This window comes from Citrobacter sp. TBCS-14 (assembly GCF_005280805.1).
Taxonomy (GTDB): domain Bacteria; phylum Pseudomonadota; class Gammaproteobacteria; order Enterobacterales; family Enterobacteriaceae; genus Citrobacter; species Citrobacter gillenii.
Genome location: NZ_SZWM01001345.1, coordinates 199,591 through 218,595, shown reverse-complemented (window position 1 = coordinate 218,595; position 19,005 = coordinate 199,591). Strand labels below are relative to the sequence as shown.

14 protein-coding genes, 1 tRNA gene and 1 other RNA gene are annotated in these 19,005 nt (G+C 52.4%); 14 read left to right on the top strand and 2 right to left on the bottom strand.

The window, feature by feature from the left end; translation table 11 throughout:
- Positions 1 to 40: 40 nt before the first annotated feature.
- The 12 genes from FDX22_RS28785 to FDX22_RS28730 all read left to right on the top strand — a co-directional run bounded on the left by FDX22_RS28785 (position 41) and on the right by FDX22_RS28730 (position 12,268).
- Positions 41 to 745, top strand: a complete 705-nt coding sequence (locus tag FDX22_RS28785; protein WP_137399638.1) for an autotransporter outer membrane beta-barrel domain-containing protein — start codon at positions 41 to 43, stop codon at positions 743 to 745.
- Between the two features lie 251 nt (positions 746 to 996).
- The gene (locus FDX22_RS28780) at positions 997 to 2,199 is read left to right on the top strand and encodes an MFS transporter (RefSeq protein ID WP_117342513.1); all 1,203 of its coding nucleotides are present in this window, start codon (positions 997 to 999) and stop codon (positions 2,197 to 2,199) included.
- Between the two features lie 208 nt (positions 2,200 to 2,407).
- On the top strand, positions 2,408 to 4,099 hold the full coding sequence (eptB, locus tag FDX22_RS28775; RefSeq protein WP_117342512.1) for a kdo(2)-lipid A phosphoethanolamine 7''-transferase: 1,692 nt from the start codon (positions 2,408 to 2,410) through the stop codon (positions 4,097 to 4,099).
- A 91-nt stretch (positions 4,100 to 4,190) separates the two neighbouring features.
- A tRNA-Pro gene (locus tag FDX22_RS28770) sits at positions 4,191 to 4,267 on the top strand.
- A 31-nt stretch (positions 4,268 to 4,298) separates the two neighbouring features.
- A non-coding RNA gene (locus FDX22_RS28765) (RtT sRNA) lies at positions 4,299 to 4,432 on the top strand.
- A gap of 578 nt (positions 4,433 to 5,010) precedes the next feature.
- Positions 5,011 to 5,247, top strand: coding sequence for a hypothetical protein (locus FDX22_RS30355; protein WP_162604169.1), 237 nt, complete (start codon positions 5,011 to 5,013; stop codon positions 5,245 to 5,247).
- Positions 5,162 to 6,769 (top strand): dipeptide ABC transporter periplasmic-binding protein DppA, encoded by a 1,608-nt coding sequence (dppA, locus tag FDX22_RS28755; RefSeq protein WP_146718144.1) that lies wholly within the window; start codon positions 5,162 to 5,164, stop codon positions 6,767 to 6,769. The genes FDX22_RS30355 and dppA overlap by 86 nt, the downstream gene beginning before the upstream one ends.
- 193 nt (positions 6,770 to 6,962) lie before the next feature.
- Complete coding sequence (gene dppB, locus FDX22_RS28750; RefSeq protein WP_096759162.1) at positions 6,963 to 7,982, top strand: dipeptide ABC transporter permease DppB; 1,020 nt, start codon at positions 6,963 to 6,965, stop codon at positions 7,980 to 7,982.
- Between the two features lie 9 nt (positions 7,983 to 7,991).
- Positions 7,992 to 8,894, top strand: coding sequence for a dipeptide ABC transporter permease DppC (gene dppC / locus FDX22_RS28745; RefSeq protein ID WP_115257214.1), 903 nt, complete (start codon positions 7,992 to 7,994; stop codon positions 8,892 to 8,894).
- Positions 8,895 to 8,904: 10 nt separating this feature from the next.
- Positions 8,905 to 9,888 carry a dipeptide ABC transporter ATP-binding protein gene (dppD, locus tag FDX22_RS28740; RefSeq protein ID WP_096759164.1) on the top strand — a complete coding sequence of 328 codons (984 nt, stop codon included), beginning with the start codon at positions 8,905 to 8,907 and terminating at the stop codon, positions 9,886 to 9,888.
- Positions 9,885 to 10,889 (top strand): dipeptide ABC transporter ATP-binding subunit DppF, encoded by a 1,005-nt coding sequence (dppF, locus tag FDX22_RS28735; protein WP_115257215.1) that lies wholly within the window; start codon positions 9,885 to 9,887, stop codon positions 10,887 to 10,889. The genes dppD and dppF overlap by 4 nt, the downstream gene beginning before the upstream one ends.
- A gap of 176 nt (positions 10,890 to 11,065) precedes the next feature.
- The gene (locus FDX22_RS28730; protein ID WP_146718143.1) at positions 11,066 to 12,268 is read left to right on the top strand and encodes a sigma-54-dependent Fis family transcriptional regulator; all 1,203 of its coding nucleotides are present in this window, start codon (positions 11,066 to 11,068) and stop codon (positions 12,266 to 12,268) included.
- Positions 12,269 to 12,312: 44 nt separating this feature from the next.
- On the opposite strand, the gene FDX22_RS28725 is transcribed toward FDX22_RS28730, so the two are convergent.
- Positions 12,313 to 13,611 carry an amino acid permease gene (locus FDX22_RS28725; RefSeq protein WP_146718142.1) on the bottom strand — a complete coding sequence of 433 codons (1,299 nt, stop codon included), beginning with the start codon at positions 13,609 to 13,611 and terminating at the stop codon, positions 12,313 to 12,315.
- A gap of 119 nt (positions 13,612 to 13,730) precedes the next feature.
- Entirely contained in the window at positions 13,731 to 14,927 is a 1,197-nt protein-coding gene (megL, locus tag FDX22_RS28720; RefSeq protein WP_096759168.1) for a methionine gamma-lyase, read from the bottom strand.
- A 424-nt stretch (positions 14,928 to 15,351) separates the two neighbouring features.
- Between megL and hmsP the strand changes: the two genes are divergently transcribed.
- Together hmsP and FDX22_RS28710 are read left to right on the top strand one after the other, a co-directional pair.
- Entirely contained in the window at positions 15,352 to 17,337 is a 1,986-nt protein-coding gene (hmsP, locus tag FDX22_RS28715; RefSeq protein ID WP_096759169.1) for a biofilm formation regulator HmsP, read from the top strand.
- A gap of 178 nt (positions 17,338 to 17,515) precedes the next feature.
- A complete protein-coding gene (locus FDX22_RS28710; protein WP_115257217.1) occupies positions 17,516 to 18,802 on the top strand; it encodes a dicarboxylate/amino acid:cation symporter in 1,287 nt (428 codons plus the stop codon).
- Positions 18,803 to 19,005 lie beyond the last annotated feature (203 nt).

Genomic DNA, 19,005 nt, shown 5'->3' with positions numbered 1-19,005 from the left:
ATAATATCGCCGAATTCGGCTCTTTTCTGGAGTCGCGTTGATGATTATAAGAAACAGTAGTGGTCGCCAGAGGTTCAGCCTTCTGGTGAGCGTCGTGGTCTGTGCGCTGTCTACCCATACGGCCTATGGCTGGCAACAAGAATATATCGTTGATGCTATGTCAGGTCATACGGCTGAACGTTATACATGGGACAGCGATCACCAACCACGCTATAACGACATACTTGAAGAACGCATTCGTTCCACGAAGAGCGTGGCGGGTCCGGTGGTGAACCTGGCGGACCAAACGACGCTGGATACGACCAGCGGTATGAGTATGGGCTGGAATTTCCCCGTGTCCAGACAAGTGACGACCGGCCCGATCGCAGCCCTACATTATGACGGTTCGGCAACGTCCACCTATAACGAGTTTGGCGACAGTGCGACGTCCGTCACGCAGACCGATCCGTTATGGCATGCCAGCGTTAGCACCTTAGGCTGGCGGGTTAATTCGCAGTTTGGCGATCTGCGTCCGTGGGCGCAAATCAGCTATAACCAGCAGTTTGGCGAGAATATCTGGAAGGCGCAATCGGGCCTCAGCCGGATGTCTGCGGCGAGTCAGGACGGCAACTGGCTGGATGTTACCGTGGGTGCCGATATGCTGCTCAATCCGCATATGGCGGCCTATGCTGCGCTCTCTCAGGCGGAAAATAGCACCAATAATAGTGACTATATGTACACCATGGGAGTAAGCGCTAAATTTTAACGCGAACATGCGTAAATAAAACAACTCCGTTACAAATTAGAATCAATAATCACACGCGTCTCAGTGATAGCGGGTACTCACTTGTGTGAAAAAAACCGGTCCTCTCACTTTTTGTCTCGTCATTCATTCCGCAATCCAGGCATTTCATTCCGTTCTGATGGCACTTCATGCCGTTTTCCCCTCGTCATAAATGCACTTCGGTATGGTTGTTGGCAGAGAATTTCCCAATTTGCTTATGCAGGAATACTGCCATGAAAACTTCTGATTATCAGCGTACCCGGTGGCTGACCCTGATCGGCACCATCATTACCCAATTTGCCTTAGGTTCGGTTTACACCTGGAGCCTGTTCAATGGCGCGCTTTCTTCAAAGCTGGATGCGCCGGTCAGCCAGGTGGCTTTCTCCTTTGGCCTGTTAAGCCTGGGCCTGGCGATTTCTTCTTCTGTCGCCGGGAAACTTCAGGAACGTTTTGGCGTGAAACGCGTCACCATGGCATCCGGTATCCTGCTGGGCGTGGGCTTCTTCTTAACCGCACACTCTGACAGCCTGATTATGCTGTGGCTGAGTGCGGGTGTACTGGTGGGCCTGGCGGATGGTGCGGGCTACCTGTTAACGCTGTCCAACTGCGTAAAATGGTTCCCTGAGCGTAAAGGGCTGATTTCTGCTTTTGCTATCGGCTCTTATGGCCTCGGCAGCCTCGGCTTCAAGTTTATCGACACTCATCTGCTGGAAACCGTCGGGCTGGAGAAAACCTTTGTTATCTGGGGTGCCATTGTGCTGGTGATGATCGTCTTTGGCTCTACGCTGATGAAAGATGCACCAAATCAGGAAGTAAAAACGGTGAATGGCGTGGTCGAGCACGACTACACTCTGGCGCAATCGATGCGCAAACCACAGTACTGGATGCTGGCAGTGATGTTCCTGACCGCGTGTATGAGTGGGCTGTATGTCATTGGTGTGGCAAAAGATATTGCGCAAACTCTGGCGCATATGGATGTGGCGACAGCGGCCAATGCGGTGACGGTGATTTCCATCGCTAACCTGTCAGGCCGTCTGGTGCTGGGCATCCTGTCCGACAAGATTTCCCGTATTCGCGTTATCACCATTGGTCAGGTTGTTTCGCTGGTCGGTATGGCGGCGCTGTTATTCGCACCGCTGAACGAAGCGACCTTCTTCGCGGCGATTGCCTGCGTTGCCTTTAACTTTGGCGGTACGATTACCGTATTCCCGTCCTTGGTCAGTGAGTTCTTTGGCCTGAATAATCTGGCTAAAAACTATGGGGTTATCTATCTGGGCTTCGGGATTGGCAGCATCTGTGGGTCCATCATCGCTTCCCTGTTTGGCGGTTTTTACGTGACCTTCTGTGTCATCTTCGCGCTGTTAATCATCTCGCTGGCGCTGTCTACCACCATTCGTCAGCCTCAGCGTAGCGTATTTACCGAGGCGCACGCCTGATTCTATTAGTGGTGTCATTAATACCTGGCGCATATATTTACAAAAATATATGCGCCATTTTCATTCTCTATAAGCACTTTTGCGTTTACCTGTGGTCTACTTACTCGCGCCCGTAGACATTTCAAACTCTGCCGTTGTCGCATCTTTCACCTGCCCGGTCTAACTGACTGTAAGTAGGGCTTTTTATCCCGTTTTCCAGGTTTTATTGATGAGATATATTAAGTCGATGACGCAGCAGAAGCTCAGTCTCTTGCTGGCAATCTATATCGGTCTGTTTATGAACTCCGCTGTATTTTACCGTCGTTTTAGCGGATATGCGTACGAGTTCACCGTCTGGAAAGGAATCTCTGCGGTTGTTGAATTAGCTGGCGCGGTGCTGGCAACCTTCTTTTTACTTCGTCTTCTCTCTTTATTTGGCCGACGCGCCTGGCGTGTACTGGCAACCTTTGTGGTGCTGTGTTCTGCAGGTGCCAGCTATTATATGACCTTCCTGAACGTGGTGATCGGTTACGGCATTATTGCCTCGGTTATGACCACCGATATTGATTTATCGAAGGAAGTTGTGGGCTGGCATTTTATTGCGTGGCTGGTTTCGGTCAGTATTTTGCCGTTGCTCTTAATCTGGAATAACCGCTGTCGCTACACCCTGATAAAACAGCTGCGCACGCCAGGTATGAGATTTCGCAATGTGGCGGTCGTTTTGCTGGCGGGGATCATGGTATGGGCGCCGATTCGTCTGCTCAGCATGCAGCAGAGATCCGTCGAGCGTGAAACCGGCATCGATTTACCCAGCTACGGCGGCGTCGTGGCAAACTCCTATCTGCCGTCAAACTGGCTCTCCGCGTTAGGGCTGTATGCCTGGGCGCAGGTTGATGAGTCCTCAGACAACAAATCGCTGATGAACCCGGCGAAAAAATTCACCTATGTTGCCCCCAAGAATCTCGATGACACCTACGTGGTGTTTATTATTGGTGAGACCACGCGCTGGGATCATATGGGGATTTTTGGCTACGAGCGAAATACCACACCAAGGCTGGCTCAGGAGAAAAACCTGGCGGCATTCCGTGGGTATTCATGTGATACCGCGACCAAGTTGTCGCTGCGCTGCATGTTTGTACGTCAAGGTGGTGCGGAAGAAAACCCACAGCGGACGCTGAAAGAACAAAACGTTTTTTCCGTACTCGGTCAGTTAGGGTTTAAAACAGACCTTTACGCGATGCAAAGCGAGATGTGGTTCTACAGTAATACCATGGCGGAAAACATCGCCTATCGTGAACAAATTGGCGCAGAGCCGCGTAACCGTGGCAAAACGGTTGACGATATGCTGCTGATTACCGAAATGCAGCAATCCTTAAAGCAGAATGACAGCGGTAAGCGCCTGATTATTCTGCATACCAAAGGTTCACACTTTAACTACACGCAGCGCTACACTCGCGAGTATGCACAGTGGAAGCCTGAGTGTGTGGATGTCGATAGCGGCTGTTCGAAAGAACAGATGATTAACTCTTTCGACAACTCGGTGACCTATGTCGATCACTTTATTACCAAAGTGTTTGATCAACTGCGCGATAAGAAAGCGATAGTGTTCTATGCCGCCGATCACGGTGAGTCTATTAACGAACGTGAGCACCTGCACGGTACGCCGCGTAAAATGGCGCCGCCAGAGCAGTTCCGCGTGCCGATGATGGTGTGGATGTCGGATAAGTATCTGGAAGACCCCGATCATGCGAAGGCGTTTGCTCACCTGAAGCAAGAGGCGGATATGAAGGTCCCGCGCCGTCATGTGGAACTGTATGACACCATTTTGGGTTGCCTCGGTTATACCTCGCCAAACGGCGGTATAAATGAGAACAATAACTGGTGCAACGTTCCGGGTGGGCAGAAAGTCGCGGCGCAGTAACCGGGCTGCTGACTTTCTCGCCGATCGAATGGCATTTTGATACGAAGGGATTGACGGGCGCGCACCTGAGCAGTAAGATGCGCCCCGCATTCGGTGATTGGCGCAGCCTGGTAGCGCACTTCGTTCGGGACGAAGGGGTCGGAGGTTCGAATCCTCTATCACCGACCAAATTTAAAGCCCTGCTCAACGAGCAGGGCTTTTTGCATTTGATGCAGAGAGGATGAGAACCTCCGGGGGCAAGGGGTTCGACTCGAGCGGAGCGAGAGAACGTTGCGTCAGCAACGGCCCGCAGGGCGAGCCACGTAGTGGCGAGTCATCCTCTATCACCGACCAAATTCAAAGCCCTGCTCTACGAGCAGGGCTTTTTGCATTTGATGCCGAGAGGATTTGTAGGCCTGATAAGCGTAGCGCCATCAGGCAATTAAAGCGCGTGGGAGTCTGCATCGCCGGATGGCGGCGCAGACGCCTTATCCGGCCTACGGGCTGCTTCCCCGTTTCATCTTCATTTCGCCTGCAAAAATTGTGTACCACTTCCCACTGTCTGTTAACGATTCTGTGACATATTCCATTGTCTTTTTTTATATTTGCTTGAATCTTTTTTTGCGTTACTTATGGCTGAACCTAGCATTTTCCGCTGTGCGCTTTAACGTTCATGGTATTAATCGCTCAGATATGCAGCATTCATTAAGAAATTTTTCACATTTTGCATAAATGTTAATCACTAAACGTTGCTAAATATGAAGATATTTATTCTGGTATAGGCCGCGTAGCACAAATTTCCCTGCTGAAAATGCCCCTCTGCACTTTTTTTAATCTTTGTTTGCGAATTCTCACCGTTGGCGTAAATCACGGTTACCTGTATTGACGTTTTCACATTCTGTTGACAGATTGTAGGGCATGAGGGGCATTTCATGGAGAATCCGCACTGCAACTCAGTCGCTTATGTGAACGGAATCCCCATCCTCTTAACGCCGACCCGGCCGGGTAAAAAACAAAAAAGGCCAGGCGGTGCAAACCCACTGCAAAGGGTAAAACAACAAACATCACATTTGGAGCAGAAGAATGAGTATTTCCTTGAAGAAGTCAGGGATGCTGAAGCTTGGTCTGAGCCTGGTGGCTATGACCGTCGCAGCAAGCGTACAGGCTAAAACTCTGGTTTATTGTTCAGAAGGATCTCCTGAAGGCTTTAACCCACAGCTTTTCACTTCTGGCACAACCTATGATGCCAGCTCAGTACCGATCTACAACCGCCTGGTTGAGTTCAAAACCGGTACGACTGAAGTGATCCCGGGCTTGGCTGAGAAGTGGGAAATCAGCGAAGACGGTAAAACCTATACCTTCCACCTGCGTCAGGGCGTGAAGTGGCAGGACAATAAAGAATTTAAACCGACGCGTACCTTCAACGCTGATGACGTGGTGTTCTCCTTTGACCGCCAGAAAAACGCCCAGAACCCGTACCATAAAGTCTCTGGTGGCAGCTATGAGTACTTCGAAGGGATGGGCTTGCCGGATCTGATCAGTGAAGTGAAGAAAGTCGACGATAACACCGTCCAGTTCGTACTGACCCGCCCGGAAGCACCGTTCCTGGCAGATCTGGCGATGGACTTCGCGTCTATTCTTTCCAAAGAATATGCCGACAACATGCTGAAAGCCGGCTCCCCGGAGAAAGTGGATCTGAACCCAATCGGTACCGGTCCGTTCCAGATGCAGCAGTACCAGAAAGATTCGCGCATTCTGTATAAAGCGTTCGAAGGTTACTGGGGCACCAAGCCGAAGATCGATCGTCTGGTCTTCTCCATCACCCCTGATGCATCCGTGCGTTACGCCAAGCTGCAGAAGAATGAGTGCCAGGTGATGCCGTACCCGAACCCGGCTGACATCGCGCGCATGAAGCAGGATAAAAACCTCAACCTGCTGGAGCAGGCGGGCCTGAACGTGGGTTACCTGTCTTTCAACACCGAGAAAAAACCGTTTGATGACGTGAAAGTGCGTCAGGCGCTGACCTACGCGGTGAACAAAGAAGCGATCATCAAAGCGGTATATCAGGGCGCAGGCGTTGCAGCCAAGAACCTGATACCGCCAACCATGTGGGGCTATAACGACGACGTTGAAGACTACAGCTACGATCCGGAAAAAGCCAAAGCGCTGCTGAAAGAAGCGGGCCAGGACAAAGGCTTCACCGTTGAACTGTGGGCGATGCCGGTACAGCGTCCGTACAACCCGAACGCACGCCGTATGGCTGAAATGATCCAGGCGGACTGGGCGAAAATTGGCGTCCAGGCCAAAATCGTCACCTACGAGTGGGGCGAGTACCTCAAGCGTGCCAAGTCTGGTGAGCACCAGGCGGTGATGATGGGCTGGACCGGGGACAATGGGGATCCGGATAACTTCTTCGCCACCCTGTTCAGCTGTGCGGCAGCGAAAGACGGCTCCAACTACTCTCGCTGGTGCTACAAGCCGTTTGAAGATCTGATTCAACCGGCCCGCGCGACCGACGACCACAACAAGCGTGTTGAACTCTACAAACAAGCTCAGGTAGTGATGCATGACCAGGCGCCTGCGCTGATCATTGCTCACTCCACCGTGTATGAGCCAGTGCGTAAAGAAGTCAAAGGCTATGTGGTTGATCCATTAGGCAAACACCACTTCGAAAACGTCTCTATCGAATAATTAAAACTCAGGGGTGTTCATGCACCCCATGCCTGGCGGCGCTACGCTTGCGCAGGCCTACGAGAGTAGGCCGGATAAGCGTAGCGCCATCCGGCGTAGTGCTTTACCCACAGTTGTTTATGCGTGGGATAAGATTTGTGAGCAATACAGATTCACGGTTCCAGGCCGTGCGTCATTAGAGAGAATCCGGGTTATGTTGCAGTTCATTCTCCGACGTTTGGGACTCGTCATCCCTACGTTTATCGGTATCACTCTTCTCACTTTTGCCTTCGTCCATATGATCCCCGGCGATCCGGTAATGATCATGGCGGGTGAGCGTGGGATCTCCCCTGAGCGTCATGCTCAACTGCTGGCTGAACTCGGTCTGGATAAACCGATGTGGCAGCAGTACCTCCATTACATTTGGGGGGTTATGCATGGTGACTTAGGCATTTCGTTAAAAAGCCGCTTGCCGGTGTGGGAAGAGTTCGTGCCGCGCTTTAAAGCGACGCTGGAACTCGGTGTCTGCGCCATGATGTTTGCCACCGCGGTAGGGATTCCCGTTGGCGTACTCGCCGCGGTTAAGCGTGGTTCTATTTTCGATCACACCGCTGTGGGTCTGGCACTGACCGGTTACTCCATGCCTATCTTTTGGTGGGGCATGATGCTGATCATGCTGGTTTCCGTGCAGTGGAACCTGACGCCGGTTTCCGGGCGGGTGAGCGACATGGTGTTCCTTGATGACTCCAACCCGCTGACCGGGTTTATGCTGATCGACACCGCCATCTGGGGTGAAGAGGGTAACTTCATTGATGCCGTGGCGCATATGATCCTGCCCGCGATGGTGCTGGGCACCATTCCTCTGGCCGTTATCGTGCGTATGACCCGTTCGTCAATGCTGGAAGTGCTGGGCGAAGATTACATTCGTACCGCGCGCGCCAAGGGGCTGACGCGGATGCGCGTGATCGTCATTCATGCTCTGCGCAACGCCATGCTGCCCGTGGTGACCGTTATCGGTCTGCAGGTCGGTACGCTGCTGGCTGGGGCTATTCTGACCGAAACCATTTTCTCGTGGCCGGGTCTGGGGCGCTGGCTGATTGATGCGCTGCAACGCCGTGATTATCCGGTAGTGCAGGGCGGTGTATTACTGGTAGCGACGATGATTATTCTCGTCAACCTGCTGGTAGACCTGCTGTACGGCGTGGTGAACCCGCGTATTCGGCATAAGAAGTAAGGGGCCATCATGTCACAGGTTACTGAAAATAAAGTTATTGCTGCACCGGTGCCGATGACCCCGTTGCAGGAGTTCTGGCACTATTTTAAACGCAACAAAGGTGCGGTCGTTGGCCTCGTTTATGTGGTCATCGTGCTGTTTATTGCAATTTTCGCCAACTGGATTGCGCCCTATAACCCGGCGGAACAGTTTCGCGATACGCTGCTGGCACCTCCTGCGTGGCAGGAAGGCGGCTCGTGGGCGCATCTGTTTGGTACTGACGACGTAGGGCGCGATGTGCTGTCGCGCTTGATGTACGGTGCACGCCTGTCGCTGCTGGTCGGCTGTCTGGTGGTGGTGCTCTCGCTGCTGATGGGCGTGATTCTCGGGCTGGTGGCCGGTTATTTCGGCGGCATCGTTGATAACGTCATCATGCGAGTGGTCGATATCATGCTGGCACTGCCGAGCCTGTTGCTGGCCTTGGTGCTGGTGGCGGTATTTGGCCCATCGATAGGTAATGCGGCGCTGGCACTGACGTTCGTGGCGCTGCCGCACTATGTGCGTCTGACACGTGCCGCCGTGCTGGTGGAAGTGAACCGCGACTACGTCACCGCCTCTCGCGTGGCGGGTGCCGGTGCGATGCGCCAGATGTTCGTCAATATTCTTCCTAACTGTCTTGCGCCGCTGATTGTTCAGGCGTCGCTCGGCTTCTCTAACGCCATTCTCGATATGGCCGCGCTTGGCTTCCTGGGCATGGGCGCGCAGCCGCCAACACCGGAATGGGGCACTATGCTCTCCGACGTGTTGCAGTTCGCGCAAAGTGCCTGGTGGGTCGTGACCTTCCCGGGTCTGGCGATCCTGCTGACGGTGCTGGCATTTAACCTGATGGGTGACGGTCTGCGTGACGCGCTCGATCCCAAACTGAAGCAGTAAGAGGTTCGAGATGGCGTTATTAAATGTAGACAAATTATCTGTACATTTCGGCGACGTTGGCGCCGAATTCCGTGCCGTAGACCGCATCAGCTACAGTGTGAACCAGGGCGAAGTGGTGGGGATTGTCGGGGAATCCGGCTCCGGTAAGTCCGTCAGTTCACTGGCGATTATGGGGCTGATTGACTATCCCGGCCGCGTGATGGCGGAAAGCCTTGAGTTTAACGGCCGCGACCTGAAACGCATCTCTGAAAAAGAGCGTCGCCAGCTGGTGGGTGCTGAAGTGGCGATGATTTTCCAGGACCCAATGACCAGCCTCAACCCGTGCTACACCGTCGGCTACCAGATTATGGAAGCCATTAAGGTGCATCAGGGTGGCAACAAGAAAACCCGTATTCAGCGGGCGATTGACCTGCTGACGCTGGTGGGCATCCCTGACCCGGCTTCACGTCTTGATGTGTATCCGCACCAGTTGTCTGGAGGTATGAGTCAGCGCGTGATGATCGCCATGGCGATTGCCTGTCGTCCGAAACTGCTGATTGCCGATGAACCGACAACCGCGCTGGACGTGACTATTCAGGCGCAGATCATCGAACTGCTGCTGGAGCTTCAGCAGAAAGAAAATATGGCGCTGGTGTTGATTACTCATGACCTGGCGCTGGTGGCAGAAGCGGCACACAAAATCATCGTTATGTATGCCGGTCAGGTGGTGGAAACCGGGGCTGCACACGATATTTTCCGCGCGCCCCGCCATCCGTATACCCAGGCATTGCTGCGTGCGTTGCCGGAGTTTGCGCAGGATAAAGCGCGACTGGCCTCGTTGCCGGGCGTGGTGCCGGGTAAATACGACCGCCCGAACGGTTGTCTGTTGAACCCTCGCTGTCCGTATGCCACGGACAAATGCCGTAGCGTAGAGCCGGAGCTGAACATACTGGGCGAAGGTCGCCAGTCGAAATGCCACTACCCACTCGATGATGCCGGGAGGCCCACACTATGAGTACGCACGAGGCCACCTCGCAACAGCCATTGTTGCAGGCAATTGACCTGAAAAAACACTATCCGGTGAAGAAGGGGATGTTCGCCCCGGAGCGCCTGGTTAAAGCGCTGGACGGCGTGTCATTTACCTTAGAGCGTGGCAAAACGCTGGCGGTGGTTGGCGAGTCGGGCTGCGGGAAATCAACGCTGGGTCGCCTGCTGACGATGATTGAAGTTCCGACCGGCGGAGAGCTGTATTACCAGGGGCAGGATCTGCTCAAGCATGACCCGCAGGCGCAGAAGCTGCGTCGGCAGAAAATCCAGATTGTGTTCCAGAACCCGTATGGCTCGCTGAACCCGCGTAAGAAAGTGGGGCAGATTCTGGAGGAGCCGCTGCAGATCAACTCCTCGCTCAGCAAAGAGCAGCGTCGTGAAAAAGCGCTGGAGATGATGGCGAAAGTGGGCCTGAAAACCGAGCACTACGACCGCTATCCGCACATGTTCTCCGGTGGTCAGCGTCAGCGTATTGCCATCGCCCGCGGTCTGATGCTTGACCCGGACGTGGTGATTGCCGACGAACCGGTCTCCGCGCTGGACGTTTCCGTGCGTGCACAGGTGCTGAACCTGATGATGGATCTGCAGCAGGATCTGGGGCTGTCCTATGTCTTTATCTCCCACGACCTGTCGGTAGTGGAACATATTGCCGATGAAGTGATGGTGATGTATTTAGGTCGCTGCGTGGAGAAAGGGACCAAAGATCAGATCTTCAACAATCCGCGCCATCCGTACACCCAGGCGCTGCTCTCCGCGACGCCGCGTCTGAACCCGGACGACCGTCGTGAGCGCATCAAGCTGACCGGCGAGCTGCCAAGCCCGCTGAATCCACCGCCGGGCTGCGCGTTCAACGCCCGCTGCCGCCGTCGTTTTGGTCCTTGTACCCAGCTACAGCCGCAGCTTAAAGATTACGGCGGTCAGCTGGTGGCGTGCTTTGCCGTAGACCAGGATGAGAATCCGCAGCAATAAGCGTGGGTTATGACCCAATAACCGGAGCCTTGTGCTCCGGTTTTTTTATATTTCGTTTTTACTTCCACAATGTGAGTCCATTGGCAGAACATTATTCCACAGCGTCTAGAATGTAGTCAGATTCTTGAGCGTCACCGAAATATCTACTTCGCAGTTGCTAACTACCTGGAGCAAATGTGGTCACGATACGCTGGGATATTAAAACAATTGATCGCCTGTCTATGGTTGAGGATGTCCTGAAGGAGTTTTCCTGCTGTGATATCAATATCATCTCAATGAAAGTGACGGCAGGCCGGATCCTGATTAAATCCTGGTGTCGTCAGTTGCAGGATATTTCCTGCGTGCAATCCAGTTTAAGTCAGCGTGCCGATATTATTAACGTTGCTTACTTTTGCGAAGAGATAAGCGAACTGTCGATGCCCGAAGTGGAACGCCCACGCTATTTTTCAGACATTATTTGCAGCAGCCAGAGCATGCAGGCACTGATCGAAAAAGCGATCAGAATTGCGGACAGCAAATATACCGTCCTGATCCGCGGTGAAACCGGCACCGGTAAAGAGCTGCTGGCCCGAGCGATTCATAACTCTGGCCAGCGCAGCTTTTATCCATTTATTCCGGTTAACTGCTCTGCATTACCCGAGTCGCTGATGGAGAGTGAATTCTTCGGATACGAAAAAGGCGCCTTCAGCGGTGCGGACGGTAAAGGCAAAAAAGGGCTGTTTGAAATGGCGGATAAAGGCACCCTTTTCCTGGATGAATTTGGTGAGATGCCGCTGAATTTACAGGCCAAATTACTGCGAGTACTGCAAGATGGCGGGATCCGCCGCGTGGGCGGGGCGCAGATTATTCCGGTTAACGTGCGTATTATTGTGGCGACCAACGCCAATCTGGAAGAGATGGTCGAACAACGCCTGCTGCGCGCCGACCTGTATTATCGAATTAACGTTCTCTCCCTGACTATTCCTCCGTTGCGGGAACGCCCGCAGGATCTCAGCCTGCTGATCCGCCATTTTGTGCAGAAATACGCGAAAGAATTTCAGCGCCGGTTAATTTTGGATAAAGGCTGCTTTGATGCGATGCATCATCATGGTTGGCCGGGGAACGTGCGCGAACTGGAAAACACCATTATTCGTCTGATGTTGATGGCAGAATCTGATGTGATTACCCGAGAGGATTTGGGTATCGCGAGTATAACCTCAGTTAATCAGGCACGCGGCGGACAGCCTTTTAAACAGCAGGTTCAGTGCGCTGAGCGTCAGTTAATAGAGCAGATGATGGATGAGAATGTTTCATCGCGGCATATTGCCAAAGCGTTGGGGGTGTCGCATACCACGGTACTGAATAAAATCCGTAGCTATCAGCTGGAGAGCGTGGAGTAAGCGCCGTCAGGGCTGACGGCGCTGTTATCGGGTTAATTAATTTGTTATTCAATCAGCTTCAACAGCGGTGACAGGCACAGCAACATTCCGTACAGCAGGATAAGCCAGGTTTTTATCCCGCGCAGTTTTTCCAGCTGTGTGACTTTATAAATCAGGAAGAACGGAATAATGCACGAGACGATACCGTAAAGCGGGCTACCCAACTGGAAGAACACCAGTACTGATACGCGGAACGACACCCAAATCACCAGCGTGGTGACGATAAAGGCGCAAATCCCCAGCGTCAGAACCAATGGATTAATTTTCTCAACGTCGATAACACGACCCAGTACGTTAAGAATAATACCCTTCATAGCCTCGTGGAATCCCAGATAAATACCGAAGAATGCTGTCAGTACGGCAAAAATATTCAACACCGTGGAGGTGATGTGAATAATTTGTCCTGGGATAACTTGAGCCGCCAGCGCCAGTGCGGAAATATTTTGTTCGAAGGCTGAGACCGCTTCTTCATGGCTAATAGAGAAGGTAAAGGAAAATGAGAAGAACAGAATGACTGCAATCAACGTAATATAACTGATGCGGTGGGTACGAATGACCATGCGCGTAGCCAACACCCGGTCTGACACCCGTTTGCGGTAGGCGATATTCATGGGGTTCAGTACCTGAATAAACACCGCCGAGAAGAAACAGAACGGGATGGTTAGCAGGACATCGCGGAAGAAGACGCCCGCCTCAGGGAATGCGCTGATATTATTAAAGTTCCAGTGCGGGACCATCGCAAAGCCAAATACAATGATGATGCCAACTTTTACCACCACCATCGGGCCGGAGATTTTGAACAGCAGCTTTTCTCCGCCGGAAGCAATGGCAACCAGCACCGCAAAAATCGCGACTTTGTAGATAATTGACTGCGAAAGATCGGCATCGGTGAGTCCGAAGGTTTTGATATAGGACGCACTGTCAAAAACAACCGATAATGAATAAATAAAGATGCCGTGGATAATCATCAGAAAATAGATGACGCCAAGAAATACGCCCCAGTTCTTACCTAAATAATGACTAATAATATCGGTGTAGTCATTACAGGTTTCACTTTCAGAGAGCGTTTTTAAATAAATGTCCTGCACAATATAGGTGGCGGGATAAGCAATAATAAAGGCGACAATAAATACCCAAATACCGGTTAAACCAATTTGTACCGGCATCAGCACCGTTCCGGCGCCAATTGCCATGCCGATACAGAGTAATACCCAACCAAAATCGTATTTTGTAAAAGGTAGCTTTGTTGAGAAGGATGCGGCGGTTGCTGTAGTGTTGCTTAATTGTAATGTGTTGTCCTGCATAGAACCCCCTGCCGAAAATACACGCTCTCCCCCCGAAAAGGAATTACGTGTATAGCCAGGCTGTTGTGCCTTGATTCTCAACGGCCTGAACCGATCTGCATCGGTTCAGGCCGTAATAGTCAGAATGTTGCCTTTCTGATGGCGTGTTCAAGGTCGTTAATAATATCTTCTGGATCTTCAAGACCAACAGAAAGACGGATAAGTCCGTCGGTAATACCTGCTTTAAGCCGTTCCTCTGGCGCAACGGGCGAATGTGTCATAGACGCTGGGTGCTGAATGAGGGTTTCGGTGTCACCGAGACTGACCGCGAGGAGGCACAATTCTACAGAATTGATCATCCGTCTGCCAGCCTCGAGGCCGCCGGCGATTTCGAAGCTGATAATTCCTCCCGGCAGGCTCATCTGACGTTTACCCAGCTCATACTGCGGATGTGAAGGCAAGCCAGGGTAATACACGCGGGTAATGGCCGGATGCCCTTCCAGGAAGCGGGCAATTTTTAACGCGTTTTCACAATGGCGCTCCATTCGGATGCCCAGCGTTTTCACGCCGCGCAGCGTCAGCCAGGCGTTGAACGGACTCATGCAGCCGCCGGTGATATCTTTCAGCCCGACGAATCGTGCCTGGTCGATAAATTCCTGCTTGCCAACAATCACACCGCCAATCACGTCCCCGTGGCCGTTGATGTACTTGGTCACGCTGTGCACCACGATGTCGGCACCTAACAGCAGAGGTTGCTGGCAGTAGGGCGACATAAAGGTGTTATCCACGACCAGCAATGCGCCTTGCTGATGGGCGATACCGGCGACCGTTTCAATATCAACCAGCGAGAGCGTTGGGTTTGCTGGTGTTTCGATATACACCACTTTGGTTTCCGGGCGCATGGCCGCGCGGATTTCTTCCGGCTTGGCGGCGTCGACGAAGCTGACGTTAATGCCGAACTTCGGCAGGCTGTGTGACAGAAAAGCGTGAGTGCAGCCGTAAATGGCACTGGCGGAAACGATATGGTCGCCCTGCTGGCACAGGGTCAGCAACGAGGTGGTGATGGCTGAAATACCGGATGCAGTTGCCAGCGCGGCATCGCCTCTTTCCAGCACAGCCAGCTTTTTCTCCAGCGCGTCGGTGGTGGGGTTTCCAAGGCGCGTATAGATGTAGCCGGGTTCTTCAAGCGCAAAGCGGGCGGCGCCCTGTTCGGCACTGTCAAAAACGAAGGTTGACGTCTGGAAAATAGGCGTACTGAGCGCGCCAGTGGAAGGGTCGGGTTGTTGGCCCGCATGAACGATCTGGGTATTGAATCCGTAAGCACGACAGTCAGACATGATATCTCCTTTGATTCGGAACAGAACAGCTCACAGTCAAATAGCAATCGCTGTGCCAGAACATGAATGCATAGAAATCAATGTGTTAGTAATTTAATCATTTGAGATGCCGTCAGGAAAGTTGCCAGCTGGCAAATAACTTTCCAGTTACGGCGAGATAAACGTGAATGCGAGGCTTCATGCAGACGCGGTACTGGCGAAGTGGTTGGGGTGATGTGTTACCGCAGAATCATCGATAAACCGGGCTTGTCCGGTGAGGCGTAATCTTGCGGCCTTTTTCGCCTTTCTGTCGGTAACTTTCCACGCCAGGCGTCAAACCTGCGGCGAAAATACGCGATGGGAACTTTTCAGATAGCGCCTCTCTTAATAACGCTATGATCGGGTATACTCTGACGGCAGTTTTATTTATCCATGGAGAGTCAGTTTGCGTGTCAGTCGCTCGTTAACAATTAAGCAGATGGCGATGGTTGCGGCCGTAGTCATGGTGTTTGTTTTTATTTTTTGCACCGTTTTGCTGTTTCATTTGGTACAGCAGAACCGCTATAACACGGCTACGCAACTGGAAAGTATCGCCCGCTCTGTACGTGAGCCCCTGTCGGCCACCATTCTGAAAGGGGATATCCCCGAAGCGGAGACGATTTTACGGCGAATTCAGCCCGCGGGCGTGGTCAGCCGTGCCGATGTGGTACTGCCGAATCAGTTTCAGGCTTTGCGGATGAGCTTTATTCCCGAACGTTCGGTCCCGGTAACGGTGACGCGTCTGTTCGAACTACCGGTGCAGATCTCGCTGCCGGTCTATTCTCTGGAGCGTTCTGCCAACCCACAGCCGCTGGCCTATCTGGTGCTGCAGGCGGATTCGTACCGTATGTACAAATTCGTGATGAGCACGCTCTCAACGTTAGTGACCATTTACTTACTTTTATCCCTGGTCCTGACGGTGGCGATCTCCTGGTGTATTAACCGCTTGATTGTGCATCCGTTACGTAAAATAGCCCGAGAACTGAATGAGATCCCTCAGCAGGCGTTAATGGGCTACCAACTGGCGTTGCCGCGCCTGCATCAGGATGATGAGATTGGCATGCTGGTGCGCAGCTACAACCTGAACCAGCAGTTGGTGCAGCGCCGCAGCGAAGAGTTGAGCGACTATTCAATGCGTTTTCCGGTCTCCGAACTGCCCAACAAAACGTTTTTAATGGGGCTGCTGGAGCAGGTTGTATCCCGTAAGCAGACCACAGCACTGATGATTGTCACCTGCGAAACGTTGCGGGATACCGCAGGCGTGCTGAGCGAAACTCAGCGGGAAATCCTGCTGCTGACGGTTGTCGAAAAACTCAAGTCGGTACTGGCGCCCAGAATGGTGCTTACCCAGGTAAGTGGCTACGATTTTGCCATTATTGCGCATGGTGTGAAGGAACCCTGGCATGCCATCACATTAGGTCAGCAAGTACTCACTATCATTAATGAGCGTTTGCCTATCCACGGCATCCAACTGCGCCCCAACTGCAATATTGGGGTCGCGATGTTTTATGGCGACTTAACCGCAGAGCAGCTTTACAGCCGTGCGCTCTCTGCGGCACTCACCTCACGCCGGAAGGGTAAAAACCAGATTCAGTTCTTTGACCCGCAGCAAATGGAAGAAGCTCAGCAGCGTTTGACGGAAGAGAACGACATTCTTACCGCGCTGGACAACCAGCACTTTGCGCTGTGGATGCAGCCGCAGGTAGAAATTGCCAGCGGCAAAATACTGAGTGCGGAAGCGCTGTTACGGATGCAGCAGCCGGATGGAAGCTGGGAACTGCCGGAAGGGTTAATCGACAGGATTGAATCCTGTGGTCTGATGGTAACTGTCGGGTACTGGGTGCTGGAAGAGTCCTGCCGCCAGCTTGCTGCCTGGCAGGAGCGCGGTCTGATGCTTCCACTATCGGTCAATCTTTCTGCACTGCAGTTAATGCACCCGAATATGGTGTCAGACCTGCTGGAACTACTAAACCGGTATCGTGTGAAGCCCGGCACGCTGATTCTCGAAGTGACCGAAAGCCGACATATCGATGATCCCAACGCGGCCGTTGCCATTTTGCGCCCGCTGCGTAATGCAGGTGTGCGTATCGCGTTGGATGACTTTGGTATGGGCTACGCCGGTTTACGCCAGCTACAGCATATGAAGTCGCTGCCGGTGGATGTGCTCAAAATCGATAAGATGTTTGTCGACGGCGTGCCTGAGGATTGCAGCATGATCACGGCGATTATTCAGCTGGCGCACAGCCTCGATTTACAGATGATTGCCGAAGGTGTCGAAACCGAAGCCCAACGCGCGTGGTTGGAACAGGCGGGCGTGGAAGTGGCGCAGGGATTCTTATTTGCCCGTCCAGTTCCGGCAGATATCTTCGAAGAACGTTATTTAACGCAGTAATGGGCTGATTACAAAACTTAAAAAAGGGTGCGCTTGTGCGAGCCAGCTCAAAATTTTTAACATTTTTGTATCAATTATGATCTTTGTACATTTCTGTCATGTTGTGTGGGTGTTACTTTAGGGCCGCAGGTTAAATAAAACCTTACAAGACCTGTGGTTTTTACTTTAAGGACACCCTATGAAAACCTCAATATTCAAAAGCCTTTACTTTCAGGTCCTGACAGCGATTGCCATCGGTATTCTCCTTGGCCATTACTACCCTGAATTGGGCGCCCAAATGAAACCGCTTGGCGACGCGTTCGTTAAGCTCATTAAGATGGTCATCGCTCCCGTCATCTTCTGTACTGTCGTTACCGGCATTGCAGGCATGGAAAGTATGAAAGCAGTAGGCCGCACGGGTGCGGTTGCACTGCTTTATTTTGAAGTAGTCAGTACGATTGCGCTGATCATCGGTCTTATCATTGTCAACGTGGTGCAACCCGGTGCCGGGATGAACGTTGATCCGGCCACGCTGGATGCCAAAGCTGTCGCGATTTACGCTGAGCAGGCAAAAGACCAGGGGATTGTGGGCTTCCTGATGGATATTATCCCAGGTAGCGTCATTGGCGCGTTCGCCAGCGGCAACATCCTGCAGGTATTGCTGTTCGCGGTGATGTTTGGTTTCGCGCTGCACCGTCTGGGCAGCAAAGGCCAAATGATTTTCAACGTGATTGAAAGCTTCTCGCAGGTCATTTTCGGCATCATCAACATGATCATGCGCCTGGCGCCAATCGGTGCTTTCGGGGCCATGGCCTTTACCATCGGTAAATATGGCGTCGGTACGCTGGTACAGCTGGGGCAGTTGATTATCTGCTTCTACATCACCTGTATTCTGTTTGTGGTGGTGGTGCTGGGGTCTATTGCTCGTGCAACCGGCTTTAGCATCTTCAAGTTCATCCGCTATATCCGTGAAGAATTGCTGATCGTTCTGGGGACATCATCTTCCGAGTCCGCGCTGCCGCGTATGCTTGATAAGATGGAAAAACTGGGCTGTCGGAAGTCGGTGGTCGGGCTGGTTATCCCTACCGGTTACTCGTTTAACCTTGATGGGACATCGATCTATCTGACGATGGCGGCGGTGTTTATCGCTCAGGCCACGAACAGTCATATGGATATCTTCCATCAGATAACCTTGTTGGTGGTGCTGCTGCTCTCCTCGAAAGGGGCTGCGGGTGTCACCGGAAGTGGCTTCATTGTCCTGGCGGCGACGATCTCCGCTGTGGGCCATTTACCGATTGCCGGTCTGGCGTTGATTCTCGGTATTGACCGCTTTATGTCTGAAGCCCGTGCGCTGACCAACCTGATTGGTAACGGTGTGGCCACGGTCGTTGTGGCTAAGTGGGTGAAAGAATTGGATACCAAAAAGCTGGATGACACGCTGAATAACCGTGCGCAGGATGGCAAAACGCACGATTTATCCTCTTAATCTCGTCACTTCTGCCCGTAGTCCCTTGTAGGGCTACGGGCTCCTGCGCATAATTACCCCCTGTACCTGAAGCCGTCGATCCGATGGCTTCGGGATTTTTTCACTTCTTCCGTGACATTTTTATGTTTTCGCGGTCTAACACGAAGTGTTTTAACGTCATATTCAGAGAGTCCTGTTCAGGGCTGTCTTTTTATTACCAGGAT